Source organism: Bacillus sp. 41-22 (genome assembly GCF_025809295.1).
GTDB classification, from domain to species: Bacteria; Bacillota; Bacilli; order Bacillales; family Bacillaceae_G; genus Bacillus_A; species Bacillus_A mycoides.
The window spans coordinates 2,692,705-2,718,645 of record NZ_CP084035.1; the positions used below are offsets into that span (position 1 = coordinate 2,692,705).

General features: G+C 34.7%; 27 protein-coding genes. 7 read left to right on the forward strand and 20 right to left on the reverse strand.

Annotated features, from left to right (window positions below; genetic code table 11):
* Positions 1-69 precede the first annotated feature (69 nt).
* The 7 genes from LCF45_RS13695 to recQ form a co-directional block, all read right to left on the reverse strand.
* Positions 70-1,077 (reverse strand): HAAS signaling domain-containing protein, encoded by a 1,008-nt coding sequence (locus LCF45_RS13695; RefSeq protein ID WP_078206746.1) that lies wholly within the window; start codon positions 1,075-1,077, stop codon positions 70-72.
* Entirely contained in the window at positions 1,064-1,411 is a 348-nt protein-coding gene (locus LCF45_RS13700; protein WP_078203337.1) for a PadR family transcriptional regulator, read from the reverse strand. The genes LCF45_RS13695 and LCF45_RS13700 overlap by 14 nt, the downstream gene beginning before the upstream one ends.
* Before the next feature lie 168 nt (positions 1,412-1,579).
* On the reverse strand, positions 1,580-1,912 hold the full coding sequence (locus tag LCF45_RS13705) for a DUF952 domain-containing protein (protein ID WP_002127746.1): 333 nt from the start codon (positions 1,910-1,912) through the stop codon (positions 1,580-1,582).
* Between the two features lie 74 nt (positions 1,913-1,986).
* Positions 1,987-4,062 (reverse strand): HelD family protein, encoded by a 2,076-nt coding sequence (locus LCF45_RS13710; RefSeq protein ID WP_078203338.1) that lies wholly within the window; start codon positions 4,060-4,062, stop codon positions 1,987-1,989.
* Between the two features lie 117 nt (positions 4,063-4,179).
* Positions 4,180-4,923: a class I SAM-dependent methyltransferase gene (locus LCF45_RS13715; protein ID WP_002127748.1), complete on the reverse strand. Its 744-nt coding sequence runs from the start codon at positions 4,921-4,923 to the stop codon at positions 4,180-4,182.
* A gap of 181 nt (positions 4,924-5,104) precedes the next feature.
* Entirely contained in the window at positions 5,105-5,488 is a 384-nt protein-coding gene (locus tag LCF45_RS13720) for a gamma-glutamylcyclotransferase family protein (protein ID WP_002127749.1), read from the reverse strand.
* 25 nt (positions 5,489-5,513) lie between these two features.
* Complete coding sequence (gene recQ, locus LCF45_RS13725; RefSeq protein ID WP_002013002.1) at positions 5,514-7,631, reverse strand: DNA helicase RecQ; 2,118 nt, start codon at positions 7,629-7,631, stop codon at positions 5,514-5,516.
* A gap of 1,092 nt (positions 7,632-8,723) precedes the next feature.
* Here recQ and LCF45_RS13730 point away from each other — a divergent pair.
* The 3 genes from LCF45_RS13730 (at position 8,724) to LCF45_RS13740 (ending at position 10,423) form a co-directional block, all read left to right on the forward strand.
* On the forward strand, positions 8,724-9,347 hold the full coding sequence (locus LCF45_RS13730; protein ID WP_002127750.1) for a hypothetical protein: 624 nt from the start codon (positions 8,724-8,726) through the stop codon (positions 9,345-9,347).
* Positions 9,348-9,476: 129 nt separating this feature from the next.
* Positions 9,477-9,833, forward strand: a complete 357-nt coding sequence (locus tag LCF45_RS13735; protein WP_002012999.1) for a hypothetical protein — start codon at positions 9,477-9,479, stop codon at positions 9,831-9,833.
* A 137-nt stretch (positions 9,834-9,970) separates the two neighbouring features.
* A complete protein-coding gene (locus LCF45_RS13740) occupies positions 9,971-10,423 on the forward strand; it encodes a hypothetical protein (protein WP_002012998.1) in 453 nt (150 codons plus the stop codon).
* Positions 10,424-10,474: 51 nt separating this feature from the next.
* On the opposite strand, the gene LCF45_RS13745 is transcribed toward LCF45_RS13740, so the two are convergent.
* The gene (locus LCF45_RS13745) at positions 10,475-10,660 is read right to left on the reverse strand and encodes a hypothetical protein (protein WP_002085081.1); all 186 of its coding nucleotides are present in this window, start codon (positions 10,658-10,660) and stop codon (positions 10,475-10,477) included.
* A gap of 126 nt (positions 10,661-10,786) precedes the next feature.
* On the reverse strand, positions 10,787-11,236 hold the full coding sequence (locus tag LCF45_RS13750) for a DUF6884 domain-containing protein (protein WP_002127751.1): 450 nt from the start codon (positions 11,234-11,236) through the stop codon (positions 10,787-10,789).
* Between the two features lie 319 nt (positions 11,237-11,555).
* On the opposite strand from LCF45_RS13750, the gene LCF45_RS13755 reads away from it, so the two are divergent.
* Positions 11,556-11,744: a DUF4017 family protein gene (locus tag LCF45_RS13755; RefSeq protein ID WP_002012993.1), complete on the forward strand. Its 189-nt coding sequence runs from the start codon at positions 11,556-11,558 to the stop codon at positions 11,742-11,744.
* Positions 11,745-11,873: 129 nt separating this feature from the next.
* Here LCF45_RS13755 and ppaC read toward each other — a convergent pair whose 3' ends face one another.
* From ppaC to LCF45_RS13775, 4 genes are all read right to left on the reverse strand, one after another.
* On the reverse strand, positions 11,874-12,803 hold the full coding sequence (gene ppaC, locus LCF45_RS13760; protein ID WP_002032629.1) for a manganese-dependent inorganic pyrophosphatase: 930 nt from the start codon (positions 12,801-12,803) through the stop codon (positions 11,874-11,876).
* 151 nt (positions 12,804-12,954) lie between these two features.
* Entirely contained in the window at positions 12,955-13,620 is a 666-nt protein-coding gene (locus LCF45_RS13765; protein WP_002127752.1) for a lytic polysaccharide monooxygenase, read from the reverse strand.
* 437 nt (positions 13,621-14,057) lie between these two features.
* Positions 14,058-14,573 (reverse strand): DinB family protein, encoded by a 516-nt coding sequence (locus tag LCF45_RS13770; RefSeq protein ID WP_263892805.1) that lies wholly within the window; start codon positions 14,571-14,573, stop codon positions 14,058-14,060.
* A 255-nt stretch (positions 14,574-14,828) separates the two neighbouring features.
* A complete protein-coding gene (locus tag LCF45_RS13775; protein ID WP_048516846.1) occupies positions 14,829-15,332 on the reverse strand; it encodes a GNAT family N-acetyltransferase in 504 nt (167 codons plus the stop codon).
* 105 nt (positions 15,333-15,437) lie between these two features.
* Between LCF45_RS13775 and LCF45_RS13780 the strand changes: the two genes are divergently transcribed.
* Together LCF45_RS13780 and LCF45_RS13785 are read left to right on the forward strand one after the other, a co-directional pair.
* Entirely contained in the window at positions 15,438-16,079 is a 642-nt protein-coding gene (locus tag LCF45_RS13780; RefSeq protein ID WP_263892806.1) for an HD domain-containing protein, read from the forward strand.
* Between the two features lies 1 nt (position 16,080).
* Positions 16,081-16,353: a P-loop NTPase family protein gene (locus LCF45_RS13785; RefSeq protein WP_033713265.1), complete on the forward strand. Its 273-nt coding sequence runs from the start codon at positions 16,081-16,083 to the stop codon at positions 16,351-16,353.
* Between the two features lie 54 nt (positions 16,354-16,407).
* On the opposite strand, the gene LCF45_RS13790 is transcribed toward LCF45_RS13785, so the two are convergent.
* The 7 genes from LCF45_RS13790 to LCF45_RS13820 all read right to left on the reverse strand — a co-directional run bounded on the left by LCF45_RS13790 (position 16,408) and on the right by LCF45_RS13820 (position 24,091).
* Complete coding sequence (locus tag LCF45_RS13790; protein ID WP_002168216.1) at positions 16,408-16,773, reverse strand: carboxymuconolactone decarboxylase family protein; 366 nt, start codon at positions 16,771-16,773, stop codon at positions 16,408-16,410.
* Between the two features lie 125 nt (positions 16,774-16,898).
* Positions 16,899-18,389, reverse strand: coding sequence for an alanine/glycine:cation symporter family protein (locus tag LCF45_RS13795; RefSeq protein ID WP_002185654.1), 1,491 nt, complete (start codon positions 18,387-18,389; stop codon positions 16,899-16,901).
* Between the two features lie 132 nt (positions 18,390-18,521).
* Positions 18,522-20,006, reverse strand: coding sequence for an aldehyde dehydrogenase family protein (locus LCF45_RS13800; RefSeq protein ID WP_263892807.1), 1,485 nt, complete (start codon positions 20,004-20,006; stop codon positions 18,522-18,524).
* A gap of 18 nt (positions 20,007-20,024) precedes the next feature.
* On the reverse strand, positions 20,025-20,921 hold the full coding sequence (dapA, locus tag LCF45_RS13805; protein ID WP_078177170.1) for a 4-hydroxy-tetrahydrodipicolinate synthase: 897 nt from the start codon (positions 20,919-20,921) through the stop codon (positions 20,025-20,027).
* Between the two features lie 22 nt (positions 20,922-20,943).
* Complete coding sequence (locus LCF45_RS13810; RefSeq protein WP_002127764.1) at positions 20,944-21,885, reverse strand: proline racemase family protein; 942 nt, start codon at positions 21,883-21,885, stop codon at positions 20,944-20,946.
* Positions 21,882-22,919: a proline racemase family protein gene (locus LCF45_RS13815; RefSeq protein ID WP_001257535.1), complete on the reverse strand. Its 1,038-nt coding sequence runs from the start codon at positions 22,917-22,919 to the stop codon at positions 21,882-21,884. Before LCF45_RS13815 ends, LCF45_RS13810 begins: the two co-directional genes overlap by 4 nt.
* Entirely contained in the window at positions 22,916-24,091 is a 1,176-nt protein-coding gene (locus LCF45_RS13820; RefSeq protein WP_063226213.1) for an NAD(P)/FAD-dependent oxidoreductase, read from the reverse strand. The genes LCF45_RS13815 and LCF45_RS13820 overlap by 4 nt, the downstream gene beginning before the upstream one ends.
* Before the next feature lie 184 nt (positions 24,092-24,275).
* Here LCF45_RS13820 and LCF45_RS13825 point away from each other — a divergent pair, with 184 nt between their 5' ends.
* Positions 24,276-25,937 carry a sigma-54 interaction domain-containing protein gene (locus LCF45_RS13825; RefSeq protein WP_002127767.1) on the forward strand — a complete coding sequence of 554 codons (1,662 nt, stop codon included), beginning with the start codon at positions 24,276-24,278 and terminating at the stop codon, positions 25,935-25,937.
* Positions 25,938-25,941: the final 4 nt, after the last annotated feature.

A 25,941-nucleotide genomic window follows, 5' to 3' on the forward strand; every position in this document is an offset into this window, starting at 1 on the left:
TCTTCCTTTCATAATGTTAATCTTCTTTCGCTATCTTTTTAATAATTTTATTTTACCGAAATTTCCGTTTTATTTCCACATACGAACACTAGCTTTTCGGAAACCATCAAATATATTTAATGCAGCAGATAAAATGTAAATGAGAATACCTCCACCGATTAACCACGTTTTAAATTCCTCTAGAGAAATAGTAAACACATTTGCCACATACGTAATGAATCCTTCGTTAAATAAATGAGGATTTACTACAATTATAATGAATACTATTGTTCCGGTTATTTGAAGAATTGTATTTCCAATTGCCAATCTTGTCGTCCATTGTCCCTGTACTAACTTATAAAGAGATATAGCTACTTCGAAAACGATCATAACCACAACGATTGGCCAGTATTGAAGTAAAACATCTTGATTAAACGTTGGCACTACAAATTTCAGGCCATTTTCAGTACCTTCATATACACCAACAAGGTGATTTGCATAAAAATAAAATGTAGCCCATATTGCCGTCCACATCAAACCTCCAAAAACTTCAAACTTTGAGATTGACTTTTTCTTTGGAACATACGAGATATTTTTCAAATCATCAGGAGTCCATTTTTTTAAACTTGTCGTCAACGGTTGGGTACCTTTGTCTTTATCTGTTCTTTCTAAAATAGCAAATACAAGTGTCAACCAGAAAAATACATGGAGGCCTACTTCGACAATTTCCCCAATGCCTTTACCTATCAATTGTAAAATAACATTTAATACTGCTTGATCACCAGTATAGCCTATAAAATTTTCTGCAATCATTGCAATGAGTGCGATAACAGCTGCAATTGGTATAATCATTTTTAATAGCGTCGTATATACATCAAAATAGCGTGGTCCAATTAAATGCATCGGTCTATCCAAATACCCATTAGCCAATGAAACTGGGCTCCCCAATTTTTCAAGGACACTCTTTACATCTTCCTCATTGTATTCATCAGGTAACATATCCTCTATTGTCGACCGTAGCTCAAGCGTAATATCTTCACGATTTTTTTCAGGTAATCTCTTCGCAACTTCTTGGACGTACATATCAATCAAACTCATTCTCTTCCTCCTCCTTTAATAAGTTATAAAGTTCTTTTGAATCCTTTATCCATTCCTTTTTCAACTGCAAAAATATATTTAATCCATATTCACTTAAAACATAGTACTTACGAGGTCTACTCTCCGTTTTATCCCAACTACTCGTCACTAGCTCCTGCTTTTCTAATCGGCGAAGTAGTGGATATAAAGTACTTTGATCTATCATGATTCCTGATTGCTCCAATAATTGGACAAGCGAATATCCATATTGCGGCGTTCTTAGTTGACTTAAAACCGCTAATGTCAATGTCCCTCTCCTTAGCTCAGTAATTAATGAATTTAATAAAGTATCCATTCACCCACCTCATTTCCATTACTATATGTCATACAGTATGTGTTTTATACTATGTATCGTACAGTATTAGTGTGACAAAAACAATAATTTTTCAAAAAATATATACAATAAAAAGCACAAACTATATAATTTGCGCTTTTCTAGCTAACTTAAATACCTATAACACTCTTAACTTTGTCCCTCTGGTAATAAAAAATCTCCCTTTTCTTTAAGAAATGGTGCAACACCTACAATTGCCTCAAAATTGATTACTCCATATACATGCGGGTATTCTTGACCGTTAGAAGCAAGTTCATATTTTATTTCTGCTTTTACTAGGGATGGATCAATTGTAAGTAATAATACATCTTCTTCATGACTGAAATGTGTTTCCGCAACTTTTAAAGCTTGGTCTAATAATGAACAATGAATGAACCCCTCTTCTTTAAGTGAGGCTTCATTAATCTCTCTAGTTGTTTTTGCGATTTCCCAATTTCTTTTTGTTATTACTTTTGTAATCATATCCATTCCTCCTATATCTTTATATAGAAAAAAAGAGGTTTTTCTGTTTATTACTAGAAAATCCTCTTTTTTATTTATTTTAATCCCTTAATTAATGGCGACGCTTCCCCACTATGGAAAATCCATAAATCATGAAGCGATCTCGTACATCCGACATACAATAATTTCGCATCATGTTTTGTATTTTTGTAATGTTCCTCATCAACGTCGATTAGAAGTACGGCATCAAATTCTAAACCTTTCGCCAAATATACAGGTACTACCGAAATACCACCTTCATATTTGCTTTGATCTGCTTCAATGACATTAACAGTCAACTCTGCATTTGTTAACTTCTCATATATATCACGGCATTCATCGTCTGTTCTTCCAATTACCGCGATTGTTTTCACATCTTCAGTTTGCAAATGCTGTAATGTCTTTAAAACTTCAGTAAATTGGTCCTCTGCCGGAATTACTTTCACGTCTTCACCGCTACGGAAAACTGGAGTTGCGAGTCCCACTGGAATCTCTGCATTTTTAATTATTTCATTCGCGAATTCAATAATTTCTTTTGTAGAACGATAACTTCTCGTCAGTTCATAATAACCTGTTTCTTGGAATACTTCCTTAAAAGCACCCCAGTCTTCAATTCCTTGATAATCATAAATCGCTTGAGATAAATCACCTAATATGGTGAAAGAATTACCTAGTGTAATTTCTTTTAATACATATACTTGGAATGGCGAGAAATCTTGCGCTTCATCAATAACGACGTGATGGAACTTTTGTCCAATTTCAATTCCTGTTATGCGATGTTGTATGTAAATTAAAGCTGGTAAGTCTTCTACATACACTTCTTTTTTACGACAATTCTTTTCTGTTTCTTGAACAAGTTCTTCAGGTAATACTTCGAGTATTTCTTTACTCTTTATCATTGAATTATATAGTGAAAGCGGGCTCATTTTCGGCCAAAAATTCATATATGTGTTCAATCTCTTTGTCGCTTCTTTTTTTAGTAACTTTTTCTCGTTTGTTTCTCCAAACTTTTTAAGTTCAATTTCAATCCAGCGCTTCATTCGGCCGACTAAACGTTCTCTTCTTTTCTTTAATGGATAATGTTTATATTCAACTTGTATCCATTTTTTAACGTCTTCCACTGGAATAACTGCTTTATCCCATGCCTCAAAATCTTTTGTCGGTACTAATTCTTTTTCAAATTGAATCATTCTTTCTTCAATAAACGACTTAAATTCCAGCCTGCCTTTTAATTTTCCGAGCATAACCTTTTTTTCATCGCGATTAATTGAAAAAGCTTCTTTCAATTTTTCTTCTGTCTGCTTTAGTTTCACCGAACCATCTAACGTACGTAATGCCCAATCTGGAAACGTTGTTTGACTAATATTTCCTACCCCTAACTCAGGAAGTACACTCGAAATATAGTCTAAAAACAAACTGTTTGGAGCGAATACGATCATTCTCTCCGCTTCAAGTTGTTCACGATATTCATAAATTAAAAAAGCAAGGCGATGTAAAGCGATCGTTGTTTTTCCGCTCCCTGCAACCCCTTGAATTAATAATGGTAAGTTTCTTTCCGCACGAATAATATCATTTTGTTCCGATTGTATAGTCGAAACGATATCTTTCAATTTATTATCTTTATTCTCGCCTAATCGATATAGAAGAAAATCATCAGCATGTGAGACATCTTCATTTCCTTTCACATATGTATCAACAACACGTTCTAGTTCTCTCTTTCGAATCGAAATGTTTCGTTTTAAATAAACATCGCCTTCTACTAATCCGTCTGGTGAATGATAAAATGCTAATTCTTCACCACCGGTAAATGAATAAAACATACTTGCGACAGGTGCACGCCAATCAATTACAATTGGTTTCATCGTATCTTTATCTGAAACACCTACTTTACCGATGTAAATCGGCATTACGTCTTCCTTGCCATCCTCCTGAAAGTCTAATCTTCCAAAATACGGCTCATGTACACCAATACGTAAGCTTTGTCTATTAGACTCCCTCATACTTTCAAGAATTTGCTCTTTAAAATCTTCTCCATAATAAACCGGGATTTTTTCAAGCTGTTCTAATTGATCATCCATCGTACTTAAAGTATCTTTCATTTTTTGTAACTCTTCGTCAAAAATGTTGTTCATTTGATGATTCCCTCCTGTCCGTTCCAATTTTTTCAGTCGAAATATAATTGTATTAAAAATCCATTCATAAAGTCAATAGTTTTAGTAAGAATTTTCTAAATTAAAAAAGAGTAGAGATTAATCCCTACTCTTTTTTAATTTAATTCGATATGCCAAACATTCATTTAATGTTGCCAATTCTTTATATTTTCGTTTTTCAAAATCATATGCTCCCCCAGGGAAGAATCCCATAATACTTAAACCAGCTTCAGCACATAGATTGCTAATCTCATCTACCGTATAACATCGTAAAGACTGTGTTACTACATCATTTGGATAATTAGGGTCCCACCAATGATCTAACATTCTTTCATTTATACTATCATATTCGTATTTTCGCATAGCTACACTTAAGGACATTTCTTGTCCACTTACTTTTTTCCAATACAATGGTTGATAAATATCAATAAGTGCACATCCATCATCCTTCATCCAATTTTTAATCCGTTTTAATAGAATCAATTGCTCATCATCTGTTCCTACACCAAATCCGTCTAAATAACTAACAACATCAAACTTTTCTTCAAAGTTAATTTTATAAAAATCAGCGCAATGAATATCTATATTATTAGTAGAATGTTCTTTTGCAAACATAACTAACTCTGGTACAAGTTCAACCGTAGTCATTTTCACTTGTAACCTAGACATCGCCCTTGCAAATCTACCATTTCCTGCTCCTAGTTCTAACATCGCTTGAAATGGATGACCAACTTGTTCTTGAACTTCTTTAGCAACCTGCTCTAACCAGCTTTCTGTATTGATATCGTAATTCGACAGTTCGAATTGTTTTTGGTAAAATTCCTTCACATTTAATTCGTTCATTATTATTCTCCTCCTGCACTAGATTTTTCTGCTACAGGTGAGAAACTAAATTTCTGACACCCATGAAAAAAACCATTTTTATTTCTCTATATTTATGATTTATCAAAATAATAAGAATTTTGAAATTACCAATATAAAAAGCAGATAATGGTCGATTCCACTATCTGCTCTATAGCTGCTTTTATTTTCCTTGTTGATACTCCACCCAATCACCAGAAATGATGACTTTCTTTAGCATCTCTTTATCTTGAGCAATATACACAAATGCACGTATTTCTCTATCACCTAAATAAATCGTTTCGGTGATTCGGTCATATAAATCACTCTCTGTATTACCTGTGTATTCTTCAAGTTCATCTAACTTTTGCAGAACATCATCATTTACTTCATAAACTTCTCCGTATACTTTGTCCTCATTTGAACAAATCATCGCAGGGTACCCTTCGTATGTATCAAATAATTTACCATACGTCCATGCTTCGTCTGCGATGCATATTGCACCTTGCATAAAATGAGCATTCGTTTGCTCTTTTCTTAACGTGCCATACACGAAAACGTGATGCATAAATCCCTATCCCCTTTATATGTCTCTACTTTCTAATTTGTAAATAAGCACGAATCATAAAGTAACTCACTTCATTTGGAAGTTGGTCCTTAATCGATTTCAGACCACCCTCTGCATTTTGCACGGCAGTTTCAATCAGTGATTCATATTCTGCAGGAACAAAACTGTTCCAGTCTACTTCCATTCCATCTTCAAAGCAGCGAATTAAATGATTTTCAATTGTTTGTCTTGATAAGCTACGTTCTTTAGCAATTTCATCTAGATCAATGCCTTGTTTATACATTTCATACGTTTCTAAATGAGAATTCGCTGACGCTTTTCCTGATTTTTTACTCTCTGAAACAACTTCAGTCTTAATTGTTTCCGCATAGTTTGGGTTATCCTCAATAAAGTGCTGAACTGCTTGTAAGAAGTGAGACCCGTACTTCACAAGTTTGTGTTCTCCGATTCCTTTTACAGTTAGGAGTTCGGAGTCACTTTGTGGCATTTTCGCACACATATCTTTTAACGTTTGGTCAGAGAAAATAACGAACGGTGGTACACCTTCTCCTTGTGCAATTTCTTTACGCACTTCACGAAGCACTTCAAATAAAGGATGGTCTTGAACAATTTGTCTCGTTTCTACTCGTTCTTTGCGTAAAACATTCTCTTTACCAAGTAATACTTCTTTTCCTTTTTCCGTTACTTTTAATGTTGGATACGTACCATGTTCAACTGCAATTAACTCATCTGAAATTAAAAACTCAATAAACTCACTGACTTCTTTTACACTACGGTTTGATAAAAGACCGTACGTTGGCAAAGTATGAAAATTAAATTCAATGACTTTCTTATTTTTAGATCCAGTTAATACTTGTGCAATCATTTGCTTTCCGAATCGTTGGTTCGTCCTAATCATACAAGATAGTACCATTTGGGATTCTCTCGTCACATCGATACTTTCACGGTCGTCCGTACAATTACCGCAGCGACCACAATCTTCCTTCGGCTCTTCTCCGAAGTATTGCAAAATAAATGATTGTAAACATTGTTCTGTATGACAGTAATCGGTCATATTTTGGAGTTTTTCAAGCTCATTTGAAAAACGTGATTCTCCAGTTGATTGATCGATTAAAAAGCGTTGTACTTGCACATCTTGAGAAGAATATAACAAAATACATTCACTATCTAATCCATCACGACCAGCACGTCCTGCTTCTTGATAGTAACTTTCCATATTTTTTGGAAGTTGATAATGGATAACGTAACGTATATTCGATTTATCTATACCCATTCCAAATGCAGATGTTGCCACCATAACACTTATTTCATCTCGTAAAAAGAGTTCTTGCTGTTCATTTCGATCGTGGTCGCTCATACCAGCATGATATTTCGATACAGAAACTCCTGCTTTCCCTAAATCTTCATATAACTGATCGACAACTTTTCTTGTAGCTGCATATATAATCCCAGATTCCTTCTGATTTTGACGAATATAATCCGCTAAATAAGCATTACGATCCTGTCCTTTAATGACAGAGAATGATAAGTTCTCGCGCTCAAACGTTGTCATAATCGTGTTTTCTTGATTAATTCCAAGCGTGTTGCAAATATCTTCACGAACTTGTGGTGTTGCCGTAGCAGTTAACGCTAATACGAGCGGCTTTTCTGGAAGATAATCTAATATGCGATGTATATGTAAATAACTAGGACGGAAATCATGTCCCCACTGCGAAATACAGTGCGCCTCATCAATTGCAATCATCGGGATTTTCATATCGATAAGTTGATCAACAAATTCCATTGAATCAAGACGCTCAGGCGCCACATAAAGTAACTTATAATGGCCTTGTTTCGCTAATTGAATTCGTTGATTTGCTTCTGTAATAGAAATAGAACTATTAATATAAGTCGCTGAAATACCGTTTTGTACTAATGTATCTACTTGGTCTTTCATAAGTGAAATCAAAGGTGAAATAACTAATGTCGTTCCTTCGAATACTAATGCGGGAATTTGATAACAAATTGACTTACCACCACCCGTAGGCATAATACAGACTGTATCTTTCCCATCTAATACATTTTTAATTGTTTCATCTTGTCCTCTTCGGAATGACGAATAACCGAAATAAGACGCTAAAAGTTCTTGTGCTTTTGTAAACAAAAAAGAGTCACCTGCTTTTCTTTATCTTTCATCTATTCCCATTATATCATCAAACTGATTCTCGCCACTTTGAATTTTATAAGTATTTGAGTTCTATTTGCTTCCTACGTTTTCCAACATAAAAAAACAAATCTAGTACACAAGAAGAAAGAATTTCAAAATAAATATTCATTTAATTTACCTTCCTAGAATACTACTAATCGTATACATATGAATTTGAGGAGGTTAAATTATGAAGAGTCGTTACAATAATTCCAACAAACCTAAAGCATCAAATAAACAACTCCAATTCTCTAATAATGATGCGTGGAAATATGAATCATTTTATAAGTATCAGCCCTTATTTTCTTATAGCAAGCTTATGAATTTCCTTTCTCAACTTTTTAAACGTTAATACATGTGCCAAATATATATCATTCAAACAAATTTTCTCAACATATAACTTATAGACTTACTACAATACAGTTGTTACCATATATAATAATCTGTTAGATAAACCCCTTATGTTGACCTGCTTAAATTAGCAGGTCTTTTTTTATACTTACATATTGCAATGTATCGTAGCCTGGCTGAAAAGTCTTTTCTCCATTTTAGAACCCTATTCCGCTCTCCACAAATGATTATAATTCCAAAAAGCAAAATATAAATCCGCTACATTCATACAAGCAATTCATTTTTTCTCAATACACAAAGTGAATTTCATTTGTTACTATAAAAGTACTCTAGATGAGTTTTTGCTCATCAACATTATCTAGTTAAAGGGATCTGCCGCGGGAAGCAGATCCCTTTAACTTTATTAAAAAGCACCCTTCTCATTTGGACACATTTACCAGGTTTTTTTGAAAGAATTTTATGTTAATATTACTTAGTCGAGTCCGACATCTCGGCAATACCCTTTTGAGGTCCTGCAATTTCCCTTGCAGGACCTCTATTATTTTAAAATTCTTTTTATTCATATATATCATAAGTGTGTTTTTTATTCCCCTTCAACTTTCTCCTTTTCCAACTCTCAAAAAATCTCTTGGACACGTAACTTAAAAATAACGTTTATCATATTGTGAGATATACATGTTCAAAGGAGTGTAACTATTTATGTATACTTATTGGCAATCGTATTACTCCCCTTATCATATCACTAATGGAAACTTCGATTCATTTGTACGAAATTACCGAGTTAGTAAAAACGAAAACTTTCTAAAAGGATATATGCGTTCTTTATGGGAACAACACGTTGCTTGGACACGATTAGCCATTATAGGCATCATCTTTAACTTGCCCGACGTAAACGTTACCGTTGGACGTCTTCTACAAAATGCAACACACATGGGGCTATCACTTGAACCATTCTACGGAGAAAATGCAGTAAAAAAATATAGTGCATTAATTAAAGACCACTTAACAATCGCTGCTGATCTTGTTAAAGCCGCAAAAGCTGGTGATCAAAACGAAGCGGCCGCTATAGAAAAGAAATGGTACGCTAATGGAGACGAAATTGTTGAGTTTCTAACTAGTATCAATCCACATATAGAAAAAGAAGAATTTAGAAAAATGTTTTATGAGCATTTAGCGTTAACGAAAGCGGAAGCACTTGCCTTCCTAAATAAAGATTATGATGCCAGTGTAAAACTATACGATAAAATTGAAAAAGAAGCATTAGAAATGGCCGACATGATAACAGACGCAATCGTAAAACAATTTCCGCAAGTATTTCAATAAAAATAAGCCGATTTGAAAAAACAAATCGGCTTATTTAGTTTTCTATCAATGATATTTCACTACTCCTCTTTACATTTAACGTATATCGATATATTTTATTAATATCCGTTTTTTATAGGAGGAAATAGTTTGATTAACGCAATTGGTCTCGTATTTATTCTCACAAATAAGCACGAGAAAAAGAAGAAAGTTTATCTGAATGAAAAATTCGCATTAATAGACATTATTGATTCTAAAGAAGTATTTGATGATGAAGGTAACTCATTAGTAGAACTAACATGTAAATACAGCATATACTTAGATGAAAAATACTATTGTAAATCTCTCGATGATTATACTGGACAAGTATTCCCCTTCTTAAGCACAAAAATAGGAAAGGGACTTCTTAGAAACTTAAATTATTACTTTTCTTACGTTGATGCCTATGATAAAAAACCACCTGTTAAAGAAATAAGACCGCTTATGAAACAAGTAACTAACAGATAGCGGACAGTATTCAAAAAGAAAGCACCTAACTTCAGATGCTTTCTTTTTTTGAATCAGTAACTCTCTAACTTTCATCTCCTTCTAAATATATATACCCAAGCATACTTTAAAATAAAAACATTGGAGGATTAGGCTGAATGAAATATTCAGAATCAATCGTAAGTAAACGGCTTCGAAAACTTAAAACAACTGGTATGTTTTTTATACTATTTTTAATCGCCTGGCTTGGTTATACAAAATTCCTTTATGGAAATGGTTTTCTTCTAGAAAAGAAAAATTCAGTTGAAGTAATGAATACTAGCGTTACTGGAGAAATAGAAAAGAATTTCGATGTAAACTTACAAGGTTTTCGTAAAACAAACCTTGATACACTTATAGATGCTAGTAAAACCGATCCTAGCGAACTATCCTTAATTGAACTTATCAACACATCTTGTTCTAAAGATTGCATTGGCGAGCCTTTAACTTACGTTAAATCAAACCACGGATATATCTTTTATAAGGAATCTAATGGTACTAATGTAGCTTTAAAGATTATAAAACAGGATTCATGGGAAATTGAAAAAAAATCTGTTCAAGATGGAATTTAAAAGGTTTATACACAAAAAGAGTACTTACTTCGAAGTACTCTTTTTAAAATATTACCACTTACGACATTTATCATCATCGTCGTCACGTTTACGATTGCGACGGCAATCATCACAATCACAGTCACGTTTACGTCTACAACCACAATCATCACAATCTCTGCGTCTACATCTTCCAAACATTAAATCATCCCAAAATCTATTACAATCTCTGCGTCTACAACCACAATTATTACACATGAATATGACTCTCCCCTCAATAGCGTTCATCATATTCTATGTTTAAAAACGTAAAAAGGCTTGTTTACTAGTCTATTTTAAATGTATTAATTTGGTATAATTTGAATCTATATTACTAATTTATCCCTATACTTCCTTCTGCGCTTCCACTGCCCCATTCAACCTCTGCAACATATACCCAATTCCTTTACACCCTTCTAATGGATATGTAATGATTTCTTCTGGATATAGCTTCGTCACAACTTTTTTATGCTTCTTCCCTGCAAGTAATACTATTTCATCAAACTGAAGTAAATCTTTATCAATCATCTGTTGTTTTAATTGATCTATGCTAATAATCTCATTACTATTTGAATCAAATGCAAGATCATAATTTCCCTTTACAATATCATTTGGTCTTAAAAATCCATGCTTTGCTGATAATATAACCCAATTCTCGAAAAACTCAGTTGCATACGCCTGACATGCTTTTCCGAATGGACTAATATATACATCTTTTGCCTCTGCCTCTCTGTAATCTGAGTACTTATCCCAAATTTTCTTCTTTCCGCATGGAATTATGCATAACCTTTTCATCGTTATTTCTTACCTCGATTCTATATTTCTTATGAAATATCAATTTTTCAGTACATTTTTTTACAGAATACTATATACTTATCTCGAAAGATAAAATTACATTATATCCTATATTTGGTTTAATTTATTTCAGAACAGTCTATTAAGCATATGTATTATTACATAAACACACCGTACTAAAGTCACTTTCATACAGCATGCAGACTCCTCATCCTTTAGTGAATTTGTAAAGATTTCGTAAAATCAAGTACACTTAATCTCCCAATCTCTATTCAATAGCACAATATATAAATATAGTATAAAAAGGAGGTGAACAACTATGAAAAATATACTCCCAGCATTATTAGCTTATATTATTGTTTGTATCATCGCGATTATCATTCCAGCATCTGAGGGCTATAATACTGTAGGTTGGAAATTCTTTGTTGGGCAAGCGTACGCAATACCTATTTTCATTATTGCAGCTATTATCACATTTTATATAAATAAGAAACGATCTTATGAATAAATGATAAGAAGGATAGCTATTGCTATCCTTTTTTATTTCCATCCAATAGGCTCTTCTGTAATTTTATAATAAAAAGGACAAGTAGCCAATATGACTACTTGTCCTTTCTTTTATCCATACTCAATAATATTAAGCTTGGAATGTTTCTGTTAATACAGGAACGATTTGTTTTTTACGAGATACAACACCTTTTAAAGTAGCTGTGTTGTTTTGTAATGTTACGTTGTAAGCTTTCTCAACAACGTTTGTTGCTTTACCAATCGCAAGACCAACAGAATCGTTAGTTAAGATATCAGTTACAACGAATAAGAATAGGTCCAAACCTTTTTCTTCTACTACTGTAGTGATAACTTTTTCAAGTTCTGCTTGGTGTACAAGAACGTCGTTTGTATCAACAGCGTTTACTTGTGCGATTTCAACTTTCGCGTTACCCATTTGGAATTCTTTAGCGTCAAGAGAGATTAATTGCTCCATTGTTTTTCCGCTTAAATCAGCACCAGCTTTTAACATTTCTAAGCCGTAGCTATCTGCATCTACACCAGCGATTTCCGCTAATTCACGAGCTGCTGCTACGTCTTGTTCTGTGCAAGTTGGAGATTTGAATAGTAAAGAATCTGAAATGATTGCAGATAACATTAAACCAGCAACTTCTTTACGAATTGTAACGCCATTTTCTTTGTACATTTTGTTTAAGATTGTAGCTGTACATCCAACTGGCTCACAACGGTAGTAAATAGGATCGCTTGTTTCAAAGTTAGCAATACGGTGATGGTCAATAACTTCTAACACACGAACAGATTCGATATCGTTAGCACTTTGTTGACGCTCGTTATGGTCAACTAAAATAACGTTGTCCACTTCGTTTGCTACTGTCTCAACAAAACGCGGTCCTTCTACTTTAAAAGAGTCTAACGCAAATTGAGTTTCACCACTGATTTCGCCTAAACGTACAGGCTCAGCATTCATTCCTAATTCTTTTTTCAATTCTGCATAAGCAATCGCAGAACAAATTGCATCTGTATCTGGGTTTTTATGCCCGAAAACTAGTACTTTTTCCATGTTTTCCACCTCTTCATGAAAAGGATATCTTAAAGAAGCAAATATGACAATATTTTAGACACATTTTTTTATAAATAATTGCAGTTTCTTCTATATTTTTCATAAAAAAAATCATCTAAAATGAATTAGATGATCAAAATGTATATTTAATTTAAAATAGTTTAGGAACTTGCACTACATTGTTAAAAGCAAAATTGGAATTTAAACCATTATTCACAAGGTTCACATCAATAACTTGATAAAACGCATTTCCAGTGTCCGCAATCTCCCAAACAGCTAAAATAAGATGGTAGCCATTACGGTCAGTTGGTACATTTGCTTCATGCGTTACTGTTGTCCCCGGTCTAACTCCGCCATCATTTTTTACATAGAACGGCACTAAATCTAAACTAGACCTTGTTAAAGGCATATTTGGATTCCAATCCTTCTTTGTAATGTAGTATTTCCATTCTTTCGTACTATGAGGAGCGGTTAGTTTCCACTTGAATGTATTCATCCCGCCGTTTAACGTAACTTTCTTCCACCTATCAACTGCTTGAACGTCTAAAGCAGGAAAATGGCCAGCTCCTGCGATTTGTCCATCAGAAGGTCCTAATTGCGGAAAACCCCCTATTCCTTCTACACTTTGTGGTTCATATTGAACTGGACCGCAATTTACATTTACCCCTTGCTTACATAAATAAGATCGGCTCGCTGGTGATTCTACATACCCATGAGCTGAAGCCTTTTCTGAAAATCCAAATGTTAATAACCCCGTAAGTAATATCCCGCCACTTAATATAACCTTCTTCACCTTTTGTAAACTTGTCTTTTTCATTCTTTCATCCCCTTCCCAAAAATGAAATGAAAATAACTATAGTTGCCTAGTCATCTTCTCTACATCCATTATAAGTGGAAGAGTATTACTAAAAGAACCCTCTAAAAACTTTTTCAAATTCTTCTAGCTACAAAAATATCAATTCTTCACGCATTTTAATTACCAGTTATCAAATCTATTATTTATTTTGTCGTTTTACTGTTAAATACTTATAACACCGTCTGAAAATACAAACGGCGTTAAAGTAGTTAATAATTACTTACAATTATATATCACAGTGTAGCTTCGAAAAAAGTTTGATTACATTAACTCTATAAACCTAGATAAAATAATACAAAGAAAAAGTGTGTTTTGAAAAAGATTGATCTAAACACGCTTTAAATATACTCAATTAAACCATTCGTTTATAAATAAATTACGAAATTGGCAAAGGTAGTCTAGTTATCAAATAGCCCTCTCCCTCTCAGATTTGCGGAAACTGGCTCATTTCCTATCTCACGTGCCCATATAGATAACTGGCCGATATGGTGGATTTCATGGGCAATGACATGACGTATTATCTCTCCGTGTGTACATTCAATGACTCGGCGCCTGATTGGGGCGTCTCTAGAGCTAATCGGTTCTTCATTGAAATCAGTTTCTGAAAGTTTCCGAGAATCCATTTCATTTGTCCAAGAGGTCACAAATGGCTTCACTTTCTCGTGGTATTGATCCGAAAGATTTTTCACTTTTTGCAAGCTAGCATAATCTTCAAACAATGGCTCCTCAGGCACTGGTTCACCTCGCAAACCTAAGATCCACATATATTCCACATCTACAATGTGAAATAGGGTATGTAGTATACTGCCGAACCCACCGACCCGTTTCTTTACCAGTTCTTCAGCCGACATGTCTTCGCACAATGTAAACCAATCATCACGAACTTGCCAGTTATATTGAAACAGTTTCAACATCACAGCAACCTCCATCTTTTAGATTAACATTTAATATTCACCAAAAGACTTCAAAATTCCTATTTAAATAATACCTCTTATAAACCTATTAAAACCTTATACAAATTGGCCCTCAAATTGAACATTCAATATAAAGTTAATGAATGAAAAGAAAACCCCTATTATACAGGGGTTTATCAATCTTTTTATAAATCAATACTCAGACCTAATAACAACTTTGTGGTTTGAAAATATCCTTCTTTTTAAATAAAAATACTAAATCATTTTATAATAAATAACCGTTGCATCTAACTCACCATTCGGAGAAATTGCATACCCCGGTATTTTACCGGATTCTTGAAAGCCTAATGACTTGTACAATCTATTGGAAGAATCTCCTTCTCTAGTATCTAATACTAAAAGAGATCTGTTTTCTCGCTTTGCCCGTTCTTCTGCTTTTTGCATAAGTAAACGCCCAATACCATTTCGTCTATAATTCGGATGAGTCATTAACTTGCAAATTTCAGCTCTATGTATCCCATTAGGCTTTGTAACTAAATGTAATTGAATACTCCCTGCCACTTCATTGTTTATTTTAGCAACATACAATATCACTTCTGGTGCTAATACAGTTTGCCAATAATTTGTTGCTTCTTTTTGTTCCAGTGGAGGTAAAAAACCAATTGACGCCCCATCATTTACTACAGTTTTCAACAGTTCAGAAAGCTCTTCAATGTCTTCATCAAGTCGTTTAATTTCTTCTATTACTATACTTCGCATTCCTTTTCCCCCTTTTGTTTCATTGTAACAACTTTTAAAGAAGGAATAATGAAATTCTAAGATGAAATTATTAAATATATGATTTTTTAAAGAAAGGATACCTATATGAAATATATATTAGATAGGACATATGCAAGAGAATTACTCCAGTGGGCATATGAACAAAACCCAGGTCCGTGGTTCGATCATTCACGTAATGTTGCCCTTGCAACTGAAAAGATAGTTGTTGAACTTATTAATAATGGGTACGACCTAGATGCTGATATAGCATACAACGCTGCCCTCCTGCATGACATAGGAAGATATAAAGGTTTTACTAAATCTGTTATTCATTCCTATGATGGTTATATGTATATGAATGATTTAGGGTATACAGGAAACGCCATTATATGTGTGACGCATTCATTTCCTTGCAAAAATGAGCATTTAGATATCGCGGCAGAGTGGAGCATTGTTCCTGATTATATGGAAAGCCGATTAATTGAAATATTGAATGAAAACAGTGACTACGACTTATACAATAAGGTGATTACCCTTTGTGACGCACTTGCTGATGCGGAAGGCTTTACTACTCTTGAAAAAAGATTGGTTTCAGTTGGTTTACGTCATGGCACAACCGCTCATACTTCTTTACATTGGAAGGGATTCTATGCAATTAAGAAAGAATTAGAATCTTTAATTGGTAAGAGCATATACACACTTCTCCCTAATATAGAGACATCGATTTATAAAAATATAGAATATTAAAATGGGATTTGACTTGATAGAACATAAAGGTAACTTTGATTTTGGATATGAAGATATTGCGGGTATATCTCGGAAATGTAAATTTTCTAATTGTTCGCATACAAATGAACCACACTGTGCAGTAAAAAAAGCTATCTCTGACGGCATACTTTCTGAAGAAATATTTAATAGTTTTTATAGAAATTTAAACGAGGCACACTATGTTTCTAAACAGAGTAATAAAACAAAAGCTATCGACTATATGAAACAATTGAAACTCTTTCAAAAAAATTAGACTAAACTAGAAAGTCCCCCTTAAAAGAATATTTTAAGGAGGGCTTTTTCTTGTTTAATGATTTTGATGTTTCAATTCCACCAGACATTCTTGTACTAAGGTTACTGCCTGACTCATTGCAGCTCCCCCAGCAAACGCGGCTGAAACACCACAAGCTTCTAAAATTTCTTTATCAGAACATCCTTGGTCAATACAGCCCTTCGTATGATAAATCGTACAATATTCGTCTTGTGTTGCTAAACTAATCCCTAATGCAATGAGCTGCTTTTCTCTTTTAGTTAATGTACCCTCCTGAAAACATGCTTGTGTAAAAGCGTTATATGTTTCTGCAATTTCAGGGATTTGTTGCGTAAAATTCCCTATACCTTCTTTATAATCAAGTAATACATCATTTATAGAGCCATATTGTTGATTTTCCATCGTATATCCTCCATTCATTTTATTCACACTTACTTTAGTATGAGATAAAATAAAGGACATATACAAATATTCACTTTAAAAAATAGAATGAATTTTCAGTTTATTTTACTTTTAAATTTGCACATCTACAGTTTCAGCCCATTATCTACTGACACTTTTTCTTTAGAATTTTTCCTTTCAACCTCTTTACTTCTTTCTTCCCAAAATGTTAAACCTTCAATTCCCACATTTTTAGGATCAAACACTGGATCTTTCCCTTCTTTTTTCTGCGTTTCATAGTCTTTTAACACTTTTAATGCCGTTTTACTTAATAATAGAATCGCGATTAAGTTTAACCATGCCATACTACCGATTCCTAAATCTCCAAGGTTCCATAATAGCGAAGCTGATTCTACGCTACCGATGTAAACCATAATTAAAAACCCAATTTTCAAAACTGGTTTTAACCAGCTATATTTGAGGTCACGATCTAAATAAGTGAGTGTCGTTTCAGCGATATAGTAGTACGCGAGTAAAGTTGTAAATGCAAAAAAGAAGATTGCGATTGAAATAAATAATGGACCAAATCCTGTCATAACAGTTTCAACTGCTTGTTGTGTATAGATTGGACCTGCATCTACATTTCCCATATTCTTTACAATAGCGCTTTTCCCTTCAGGTATTACATTATACATACCTGTTATTAATATCATAAGAGCTGTCGCTGTACATACTACAATTGTATCAATATATACAGAAAACGCTTGAACTAGCCCTTGTTTTGCAGGATGAGATACTTCAGCAGCGGCAGAGCTATACGTTGCTTCTCCAACACCAGCAACATTTGAAAATACAGCACGCTTTACACCCCATGCAATAGCTGCGCCGACGATGCCGCCAAACATTTCATTTACACCAAAAGCACTTGAGAAAATTAAAGCAAACATACTTGGAATTTCCGTTACATTCGCAATTAATACGATACATGTAACAATTACATAACCAATTGCCATAAATGGAACTAGCATTTGAGAAACGCCCGCAATTCTCTTTACGCCACCAAAAATGATAGCTGCTAATAATACGACTAACAATATACCAGTTATATATTTGCTAATACCATTAGAATTTTCAAATCCAACTGCGATACTACTCGATTGAATACCTGGTAATAAAACGCCATATGATAGTGTTACAACGACCGCTACAATGACCGCAAACCATTTCATCTTCAAGCCTTTCTCAATGAAATATGGCGTACCACCACGGTATTCATTGCCTACTTTACTTTTATATACTTGTGCTAATGTTGATTCAACAAATGCACTAGCTGCTCCTAATAATGCCATCACCCACATCCAAAATACAGCTCCAGGTCCGCCGAAAGCGATAGCTGTCGCTACTCCTGCGATATTACCAATTCCAACCCTACCTGATAACGCCAAACAAAATGCTTGAAAGGATGATATCCCAGTCTCCGAGCTCTTCCCTTCAAATAATAGTTTAATCATCTCCTTAAAATAGCGAATTTGTAAAAAACGAGTTGCAATTGTGAAATACACTCCTGCTCCTAATGCGAAAACAACTAAGCCAATACTCCAAACTTGCCCTACTAACCATTCTACTAACTGCTCCATCCAAATCCCCCTTATAATTCTTTTGAAAAAGCAATTTTATATATAAGAAAACGGACAACTATTATTAAACCTTCCAGTTGTCCGCATCTCTCATTATTTCATCCCTCTATTTATTAACAGTTAGACTCTCTATTACTTTATATTTACCCAAACACTTTTCACTTCTGTATAGTTATCAAGGGCGTATGAACCTAATTCACGTCCGATACCAGATTGCTTATATCCACCAAATGGTGCAGCTGCATTTTCTAAGTTATAATCATTAATCCACACTGTTCCTGCCTTTAATTTATTGGCAACTTGATGTCCGGTTTTAATATTTTGTGTCCATACGCCCGCAGCAAGCCCGTAAGACGAGCGATTTGCTCTTTCAATTACTTCTTCTGTCGAATCGAACGGGAGTACAACGACAACTGGTCCGAAAATTTCTTCCTTAACGATTGTCATATCGTCTGTAACATTTGTGAATACTGTTGGCTGTACAAAATAACCTTTTTCAAATGCACGTTTACCACCAGCTGCAACAGTAGCACCTTCAGATTTTCCTTGTTCAATGTAATTTAGCACACGCTCTTGTTGTTTTTTAGATACGAGCGGTCCCATTTCAGTTTCCGCCTCCATACCTGCCCCTAGCTTCACGTTATTTGCCATTTTCACAAGTTCATTTACTACTATTTCATAATGTTTCCGATGAACGAAAACTCGAGATCCTGCGCTACAATTTTGACCATGATTATACATAATGCCTTGGAACGCACCGTTAATCGCTTCTTCTAAGTCAGCGTCTTCTAAAATGATGTTTGGTGACTTACCACCAAGTTCTAACGTTACATGTTTAATTGTTTCTGCAGATTGACGCATAATATATTTCCCTGTAACTGTTGAACCTGTGAAAGCTACTTTATCAATATCATGATGGTTTACAATTGCCGATCCTGCTGCAGGGCCGAAACCTGGTACAAAGTTTACAACACCGTTTGGAAAACCAGCTTCTTTAAAAAGCTTCGCTGTATATAGTAAAGATAAAGGCGTTTGCTCTGCTGGTTTTAATACGATTGTACAACCTGTTGCTAGTGCAGCTCCCATTTTCCAAGAAGACATAACGAGCGGAAAATTCCAAGGAATAATTTGCCCTACAACGCCAACAGGTTCATGGCGTGTGTAATTTAAATAATCTTTTGAAATCGGAATCGTTTGCCCGATAATTTTCGTAGCCCATCCCGCATAATAACGATAATTTTCTACAGTCGCTGCAATATCATCATCCAGTGCTACTTGATAGGGTTTCCCATTATCTAAAGCTTCTAACTGCGCTAATTCTTCTCCATGCTCTTCAATTAAGTCTGCTAATTTATAAATAAGGTGCGCTCTTTCAGCGGTAGTCATTTCTGCCCAAGGTCCTGATTCAAATGCAGATCTTGCTGCTTTTACTGCGACATCAATATCCTCTTCTTGCGCTTCACATACGACAGCCAGAACATCTTCTGTTGCTGGATTGTATGTCTCAAATGTCTTCCCGCTAATGGAAGGAACAAATTCACCATTAATAAACATTTTAATTTCTTCATTTAAAAACGCTTTCACTTTTGGTCTCAGCTCAATGTTTGTCGTTAACATATATGATCTCCTCCTTATTTAAACAGCTGCATGAGCTGCAATTTTTGAAATAATCGTTTGAAGTTTTTGATCTTCTTCTTCAGTTAATCCGAGTCTTGGATAACGAGAAGGTCCCCCCGCTTGCCCGTGTAATTCCATTGAGCGTTTAACGATTTGTACATATTTTCCTGATCCTTCAAGAAACTCGCAAAGAGGTAAAATAGCATCGTTTATTTCCCAGGCTTTTTCTAATTCACCATTTTGGAAATGCTCATACATTTTCGTAACAAGTCCCGGTACGATATTTCCTGCTACTGAAACCCATCCCGTTGCACCTACTAAATAAGATTCCATAACTAAATCTTCAGATCCACAGAATACTTGAAAAGCACCTTCTCCTTGTCGTACTAAATCTCTTGCTTTACGAATATCTCCGCTAGATTCTTTAATATGTGTAACATTTTCACATTCTTTTCCAATACGGAGCATTAGCTCTGTACTCATATCAACACCAGAAGTAAATGGATTATTGTATAGCATAATTGGTATATTTACAGCGTTTGAGATTTCTTTAAAATGAAAATAAATTTCCTCTTCTTTCGGTTTACAGTAATACGAGTTTATAATTAAGGCACAATCTGCTCCGTGCGCTTCTGCATGTTTCGTATATTCAATCGTTTCTTTCGTCGTCTCCGCAGCAGTTCCAACAATGACAGGAATACGGCCATCAACTTCTTTTAATACTGTTTCTACCATGTTAAATCGTTCTTCTTTTGATAAACTAACAAATTCCCCTGTACTTCCATTAATAATAATTCCAGCTACCTTTTGCTCAATAAAGTAGTTTACGTTTTGTTTTACGCCTTTCCAATCAATCTCTTGAAATTCATCCATCGGTGTTATTAATACTGGAAATGCCCCTTTAATTTTTTGCATCTTTATCTCTCCCTTTAACATATTATTTTAATAAGAAACCTGTTGGAAACGGATCAGTAGGATCTAATATAAATGTTTGCATACCTGTAATAAACCCTCTACTTTCAAATCGAAAAATGTATCCGAGTTCTTCTTTCTTCACTTTTTCTACTGTTATAAAGCTATTAAAAATACTTTCATTTCTAAAAGGTTTATCCGCTATATAATCATTTTTAAATAATGTATGAACATAAGACACAATAGTAGAAACAAAACCTGGTGAACGTACTATAAAGTTATCTTCATGAAATGTAATCGACTTTATATGGTTCTTTTCTTTTTGCATAGAATCTACTAAAATAAGTCTTTTTATTAATGACTGTTTTTGTATAGCTTGAAGTGTAGCTTCACCCCATTTTTTTAATTTAGAGATGTTTTCAATACTGATTTCTGGCGAATACGTATCCTTTTCTACAACTGCATATACTTTATCTGCCTGTATGAGAGAGTAACTTATATTACCAACCTTTAAATTTTTCTCAATCATATAACATAGTTTGCTTTCAAACGAAACAGATACAACTTCATCATTCTCTACATATGCATTCACTGAAAATATGCCAGATAGCGTTTCGATTTTGTATTGATTAGACTCTCTCTTTTTTAAATACCCGCTTTCTAGTAACATCGTTATTACTGCGACAATGCCTCCGTAATGAAGAGGAATGGATCCTTCATGATTAAAAAACAATACAGCTGCATCCACTTCATTATGAATAGAAGGAACGACAATACATCCATTTAAACCGATAAAACCACGTGGTTCATTTAATAAAAGCTTCATTTCTTCTGCTAATTCACCTGAAAATTGTTCGTTTAATTGCTCCAAACTGTAGTAGTATTTACATGGTACGTCTTTCATTACACGAAATGCCTCGCCATTTACGTGTACGTCTACTGCTGTATACATTTTTTGAATGTTCATTTTACATCCTCCGTTTCATGTTCCATCGGCGGAATTAGCAAAAAGCCTTCTTTAAGTGGATCCTTTTCATTGTAAAAAAATCTATGCATACCCATAAGCCAAGCTGATCCCGTAATTTTCGTTACTACAGCTTCAATATTTTCTACATATGTTGTATTCATAACACACCCTTTAAATAAAGAACCTACAATACTCTCATGAACAAATTCTTCATCGATATCAATTTTTTTATGAGCATATAATACAGCTAACTTCGCTGATGTTCCTGTGCCGCATGGAGATCGATCAATTCCTCCTGGCGGAACAACAACTGTATTTTTCACATGCGCACTTTCATGAGTAGGATCTGTATAAAATTCAACATGTGTTAATCCTCTTATAAACGAATACTCTGGATGAATGATTTCAAACTTCTCATTAATTGTATTTCTAATATGAATAGCCTTATCAATGATTGTAGATGCGTTTTCTGGTACTAACTCTAAACCTACTGACTTCGCATCGATAATGGCATAAAAATTCCCTCCATACGCAATATCAGCCTCTACAGTTCCAATTTCTTCGACGTGTACAGAAATATTTTTCAGTAAAAAAGCTGGTATGTTACAGAAGGAGACTTCTTTCGCTTTCCCATCTTGAACAGAAATATCTACTTCAACTAAGCCAGCTGGTGTATCTAGCTTTAAAGAAGTAACCGGTTCAATTACTGGAATTAAACCTGATTCAACTAAAGCTGTACATACACCGATTGTATCGTGGCCACACATCGGCAAATATCCACCTGTCTCTATGTATATAACACCTATATCAGCTTCAGGATGACACGGATCTGTTAATAGTGCTCCTGACATTACATCATGACCACGTGGCTCATTCATTAACAATTTACGAATCCAGTCATACTCCTTTTTCATATGTAACATCTTCTCTGCCATCGTCTCCCCAATTAACTTAGGAAGTCCGCTAATTAATGTCCTCGTTGGATTCCCGCCCGTATGTGTATCAATCGTCGTAAAGACTCTTTGTGACCTCATCCGTTTAACACCCTTTCTGTAAAACGACTCAAACGAAGTTGTTCAATAGGAATGATTGTTTCTTTGTCATTTAATAACTCTTCAATTACTTTCCCGGTTACTGCTGCAAGACTAATTCCATCACCTTCATGTCCTGCTGCTATAAAGTAGTTCGGAATATGTTCCACTCCTGAAATGATTGGCAAATGATCTTCTGTCCACGGGCGTAAACCAGCATATGAACGAATCACCATCATATCTGCCATTTTCGGATAAAAACGAATTGCTCTATTCGCAATACATTTAATAACCTCATTGTTAATCCTCGTATGAAAGCCTACAAACTCTCTACTACTACCAATTAAAAAATTTTGGCTTTCTGTCGGTTCAAATACAAGTGCCACCCCGTATTTTTCAGTTAAAGCATCCACTTTTCGTTTTCCGCCAAATTTAGAAATTAAATAACCAAATTCCATTACTTTACGGCAACCTACGTGTTGTTGCCTTGAAGCTACAATAATATGTCCCTTTCTCGGTTCAATTGGGATATTCACATCTAACATCTGTCCGATTTTAGGAGCCCACACACCGGCTGCGTTCACCACTTGCTTCGCAGTAAACGTCCCATTTGTTGTTTCTACAATAAAGGAACCATCTATATCTCTTTTCATTTCTTTTACTTCTGTATGATTAAAAGCTTTTGCACCAAATTTCTTCGATTCTGCAAGAAGTGAAAAAGCAAGAAGATATGGATTTACAGTTGAATCCGTTGCACATTCTAAACCACCCAATAAATCATCTGCAAAAAATGGTGATTCTTCTTTTATATCTTGCCTATCAAGCATTCGAAACGGTAATCCAGCTTCTTTTTGACGATTTACCCATTGCTGCGCTGCCTCCATCTCTTCGTCTGATTCACAAACGAGAATGCTTCCTGGCGCTCTATATTCAAATGAGTGCTCCAATTCTTCACTTAATTCAGTTACTAAATTTTGACTTACTAACGACATTTGACTATCAAACCCTGGGTCTTTATCAATCGCCAAAATGTTCCCGTCACAACGTGAAGACGTTCCACTTACAAATTCTCCTTTTTCAATGATCGTTACGCCTCTTCCGTATTTTGAAGTGTAATAAGCGATAGAACATCCTATAATTCCACCACCTATTATTAAAACGTCACAGTGCCTCATATATAGCACTCCTCCTTTCTCCTAAATCTCTCACTTTTTATTCATGCAATTGGTGTGCCAACTCTACATACAGAACTATTTATATGAAATAATTTTTATTTGTAAAAATATTTTAAATTTATCGTAAATAGGTGTATTATTTCTTTATCACTGTCTAAATTTTTATACATACCAGGAGGACACTATGACATTTTCATTTCCAACAATAAAAGAGTTTATAAAAATTTTATCAATTGATCGTACAAGCACCATTCAGCACATGAAACAGGAAGGTGAAAATTTTTATTACCTTCCTTCATCTACTGAAGAATGTAGTTGCGCAGTTATTTATGAAGTTGACTCTTTCACTACTTTAATCGACGCATTTTCTCATGAACTAGCCGTTGTCATCATTAAAGAAAATCAAGAGCCTTTATGCTGTATAACTGCTCAGCAAATGATTCCTTTTCTTTATAAGTATTACAATGAACTACTAGCTTTTTATAACACTGTTATTCAAACGTCTGATTCTTCTGTTACAGTCATCGACGATAAAGAATGCGTTCGTACTTGGACAGATGGCGCTGAAAAGATTTTTTCAGTGAACCATAATGAAATTATCGGACAACCCATCACCCGTTTTTTTGATTATAAAGATTTAGAAATTCTGCAATCATTACATGACGGAAAAAGCATAATTGCTCAGTTCCATCAGCCACGTCCAGATTTGTTCGTATTAATTAATTCAAACCCAGTTTATTGCAACGATAAAATTATTGGAGCAGTCGTTTCAGAAACGGATGTTACAAATCAAGTCGTATTAAATGAAAAACTATTTAATATGTCGCATGAAATGCACCGTTTAGAACAAGAAGTAGCAAAATATAAAGATACATCCGATCCTTTCCTTGCGATGAATGGAAAAAGCCCTGTTATACAAAGAACGATTCAATTAGCTAGAAAGGTTTGTTCAGTGAAATCCACGGTTTTAATACTCGGAGAAAGCGGAGTTGGAAAAGAAGTGTTTGCGAAAGCAATTCATGAAGCAAGTGAGACAGCAAATGCCCCTTTCATTTCAATTAACTGCGGCGCAATCCCAGAAGCGTTATTTGAAAGTGAATTATTTGGTTACGAGCGCGGGGCGTTTTCTGGTGCAAATAGTAAAGGTAAGAAAGGTAAAATAGAGCTCGCACAAGGCGGTACTTTGTTCCTCGATGAAATAGGTGAAATGCCGCTCGATATGCAAGTGAAGCTTTTACGTGTACTGCAAGAACGAAAGTATTACCGAGTTGGTGGAGAAAAAGAAATACATATCGATTTCCGCATTATCGCTGCTACAAACCGTGATTTACAAGAAGAAATGAGAAAAGGAACTTTCCGAGAAGATTTATACTATCGCTTAAATGTAGTTAGCTTGCTTATTCCACCGCTGCGCGAAAGACGAGAGGATATTATCGAATTGACGTACTCCTTTTTAAACGATTTTTCAATAAACTATAACAGGCCTATTCGAGACTTACCTTCAAATATTATGCATGAACTGCTTCATTACAATTGGCCTGGTAATATTCGCGAGCTCCGCAACGTAGTTGAAAGACTCGTCGTATTTGCGACAGACGGCATTATAAAACAAGAATATTTACCGTTTCATACAAATGATACTTTAGACAATCATACGGCTCATTCCTTATTAATCAGCAATAATAATACGATTCTTTCTTTACAAGAAGAAATGGATGAGCACGAGAAAAAGGTAATTGAAAGAGCTTTACGCATTTTAGATGGTAATAAATTAGAATGTGCGAAACAACTTGGGGTAACGAGGGCCACTTTATATAACCGTTTAAAAAGACTAGGGTTACAATAACCCC

Bases quoted from the DNA above. Each gene is read 5' to 3' on its own strand.
- LCF45_RS13695 (WP_078206746.1), bottom strand. From the start codon at position 1,077: ATGAGTTTGATTGATATGTACGTCCAAGAAGTTGCGAAGAGATTACCT.
- LCF45_RS13700 (WP_078203337.1), bottom strand. From the start codon at position 1,411: ATGGATACTTTATTAAATTCATTAATTACTGAGCTAAGGAGAGGGACA.
- LCF45_RS13705 (WP_002127746.1), bottom strand. From the start codon at position 1,912: ATGATTACAAAAGTAATAACAAAAAGAAATTGGGAAATCGCAAAAACA.
- LCF45_RS13710 (WP_078203338.1), bottom strand. From the start codon at position 4,062: ATGAACAACATTTTTGACGAAGAGTTACAAAAAATGAAAGATACTTTA.
- LCF45_RS13715 (WP_002127748.1), bottom strand. From the start codon at position 4,923: ATGAACGAATTAAATGTGAAGGAATTTTACCAAAAACAATTCGAACTG.
- LCF45_RS13720 (WP_002127749.1), bottom strand. From the start codon at position 5,488: ATGCATCACGTTTTCGTGTATGGCACGTTAAGAAAAGAGCAAACGAAT.
- LCF45_RS13730 (WP_002127750.1), top strand. From the start codon at position 8,724: ATGTATACTTATTGGCAATCGTATTACTCCCCTTATCATATCACTAAT.
- LCF45_RS13740 (WP_002012998.1), top strand. From the start codon at position 9,971: ATGAAATATTCAGAATCAATCGTAAGTAAACGGCTTCGAAAACTTAAA.
- LCF45_RS13745 (WP_002085081.1), bottom strand. From the start codon at position 10,660: ATGTGTAATAATTGTGGTTGTAGACGCAGAGATTGTAATAGATTTTGG.
- LCF45_RS13750 (WP_002127751.1), bottom strand. From the start codon at position 11,236: ATGAAAAGGTTATGCATAATTCCATGCGGAAAGAAGAAAATTTGGGAT.
- LCF45_RS13755 (WP_002012993.1), top strand. From the start codon at position 11,556: ATGAAAAATATACTCCCAGCATTATTAGCTTATATTATTGTTTGTATC.
- ppaC (WP_002032629.1), bottom strand. From the start codon at position 12,803: ATGGAAAAAGTACTAGTTTTCGGGCATAAAAACCCAGATACAGATGCA.
- LCF45_RS13765 (WP_002127752.1), bottom strand. From the start codon at position 13,620: ATGAAAAAGACAAGTTTACAAAAGGTGAAGAAGGTTATATTAAGTGGC.
- LCF45_RS13770 (WP_263892805.1), bottom strand. From the start codon at position 14,573: ATGTTGAAACTGTTTCAATATAACTGGCAAGTTCGTGATGATTGGTTT.
- LCF45_RS13775 (WP_048516846.1), bottom strand. From the start codon at position 15,332: ATGCGAAGTATAGTAATAGAAGAAATTAAACGACTTGATGAAGACATT.
- LCF45_RS13780 (WP_263892806.1), top strand. From the start codon at position 15,438: ATGAAATATATATTAGATAGGACATATGCAAGAGAATTACTCCAGTGG.
- LCF45_RS13785 (WP_033713265.1), top strand. From the start codon at position 16,081: ATGGGATTTGACTTGATAGAACATAAAGGTAACTTTGATTTTGGATAT.
- LCF45_RS13790 (WP_002168216.1), bottom strand. From the start codon at position 16,773: ATGGAAAATCAACAATATGGCTCTATAAATGATGTATTACTTGATTAT.
- LCF45_RS13795 (WP_002185654.1), bottom strand. From the start codon at position 18,389: ATGGAGCAGTTAGTAGAATGGTTAGTAGGGCAAGTTTGGAGTATTGGC.
- LCF45_RS13800 (WP_263892807.1), bottom strand. From the start codon at position 20,006: ATGTTAACGACAAACATTGAGCTGAGACCAAAAGTGAAAGCGTTTTTA.
- dapA (WP_078177170.1), bottom strand. From the start codon at position 20,921: ATGCAAAAAATTAAAGGGGCATTTCCAGTATTAATAACACCGATGGAT.
- LCF45_RS13810 (WP_002127764.1), bottom strand. From the start codon at position 21,885: ATGAACATTCAAAAAATGTATACAGCAGTAGACGTACACGTAAATGGC.
- LCF45_RS13815 (WP_001257535.1), bottom strand. From the start codon at position 22,919: ATGAGGTCACAAAGAGTCTTTACGACGATTGATACACATACGGGCGGG.
- LCF45_RS13820 (WP_063226213.1), bottom strand. From the start codon at position 24,091: ATGAGGCACTGTGACGTTTTAATAATAGGTGGTGGAATTATAGGATGT.
- LCF45_RS13825 (WP_002127767.1), top strand. From the start codon at position 24,276: ATGACATTTTCATTTCCAACAATAAAAGAGTTTATAAAAATTTTATCA.